This window comes from Kitasatospora sp. NPDC093558, from assembly GCF_040683475.1.
Classification (GTDB): domain Bacteria; phylum Actinomycetota; class Actinomycetes; order Streptomycetales; family Streptomycetaceae; genus Kitasatospora.
The window spans coordinates 1-1,702 of record NZ_JBFBDY010001024.1 but is presented as its reverse complement, the minus strand read 5'-3'; the positions used below and the strand labels follow the sequence as shown (position 1 = coordinate 1,702).

Below are 1,702 nucleotides of genomic sequence, written 5' to 3'. Positions count from 1 at the left end.
CCGCGCCCGGGGCCGTGGTGCGGCTGGACGGGCCGGAGGGGCGGCACGCGGCGGCGGTGAAGCGGCTGACGGCGGGCGAGGCGGTCACCCTGGCCGACGGGCTCGGGCTGGGCTTGGACGGGACGGTCGCCGAGGTGCTCGGCAAGGACGCGATCGACGTGACGGTGGCCGCCGTGCGCCGCGAGCCGGAGCCGGCGCCGCGGATCGTCGTCGTCCAGGCGCTGCCCAAGGGCGACCGCGGCGAGCTGGCCGTGGAGACGATGACCGAGGTCGGCGTGGACGTGGTGATCCCGTGGGCCGCCTCGCGCTGCATCACCCAGTGGAAGGGCGAGCGCGGCGCCAAGGCGCTCGCCAAGTGGCGGGCCACCGCCCGGGAGGCGGGCAAGCAGTCCCGCCGGCTGCGCTTCCCCGAGGTGCGGGACCCGATGACGACCCGCCAGCTGGCCCCCGTCCTGGCCGGCGCCGCGTTCGCCGCGGTCCTGCACGAGGAGGGCTCCGAGCCGCTGGCCGCCGCCGCGCTGCCGGAGGCCGGGGACATCGTCCTGGTGGTCGGCCCCGAGGGCGGCGTCTCCCCGGAGGAGCTGGCCGCCTTCGCCGAGGCGGGTGCGAAGCCGCACCGGCTCGGCCCGTCCGTCCTGCGCACCTCGACGGCCGGCGTGGCCGCCGGGGCGCTGCTGCTCGGGCGCACCGGGCGATGGGCCTGACGGCTCCGCGCCCGGATCCCGCCCGGCGTCCGCTCGGTTCTCACCCGGGTGGAGTCGGGTAAAAGCACCGCGCCCCGTGCGCGTACGTGCCTACGCTGGCCGCGTGACGGAACCTCTCAGCACCCCTGCCGGCGCGTACCTGCGCCACCCCCATCTGCACGGTGACCTGGTCACCTTCGTCGCCGAGAACGACGTCTGGCTCGCCCCGCTGGACGGGGGCCGGGCCTGGCGGCTGACGGCCGATCACCTGCCCGTGCACCACCCGCGGTTCTCCCCGGACGGGCGGCACATCGCCTACACCTCCGCCCGGGACGGCGCGCCCGAGGTGCACGTCGTGCCGGTGGACGGCGGCCCGTCGCGGCGCCTGACCCACTGGGGCAGCGACCAGACCCAGCTGCAGGGGTGGACCGCCGACGGCCGTCCGATCGCCACCACCACCGCCGGGCAGGCCACCCTGCGCCGCACCTGGGCGCACGCGGTGCCGCTGGACGGCGGCGAGCCGGTGCGGCTGCCGTACGGGCCGGTCGGCGGGCTGGCCTTCGAGCCGGACGGCGACCGCGTGCTGCTGGGCACCGTCAACAACCGCGAGCCGGCCTGGTGGAAGCGCTACCGCGGCGGCCGGGCGGGCAAGCTGTGGATCGGCCGCGACGAGTTCGTCCGGATCCACGAGGACCTCGACGGGCAGCTCTCCTCGCCGCTGTGGGTGGCGGGCGGCCCGGAGGGTTCGCGGATCGCGTTCCTGTCCGACCACGAGGGCGTCGGCGAGCTGTACTCCAGCCTCCCCGACGGCACCGGCCTGCGCCGCCACACCACCTCCCCGGAGGGCTTCTACGCCCGCAACGCCACCACCGACGGCACCCGGGTGATCTGGCACCGGGCCGGCGACCTGTGGCTGCTGGAGGGCCTCGCCGAGGGCGCCGAGCCGCGCCGGCTGGACGTCCGGCTGGCCGGGCCGCGCACCGGCCGCCGCTGCTCCACCCCGCGTCGGTGAACACAAC

Annotated in this window: 1 protein-coding gene and 1 pseudogene; both read left to right on the top strand. The window is 77.3% G+C overall.

All coding sequences use genetic code 11. The features are described 5' to 3' along the window. Positions 1–704: 16S rRNA (uracil(1498)-N(3))-methyltransferase (locus AB0O00_RS38085; RefSeq protein ID WP_363659270.1), on the top strand; the 704-nt coding region annotated here is incomplete at its 5' end. Between the two features lie 103 nt (positions 705–807). Beyond that, positions 808–1,662: pseudogene (locus AB0O00_RS38080) on the top strand (peptidase S41); the annotation flags it as partial. Positions 1,663–1,702: the final 40 nt, after the last annotated feature.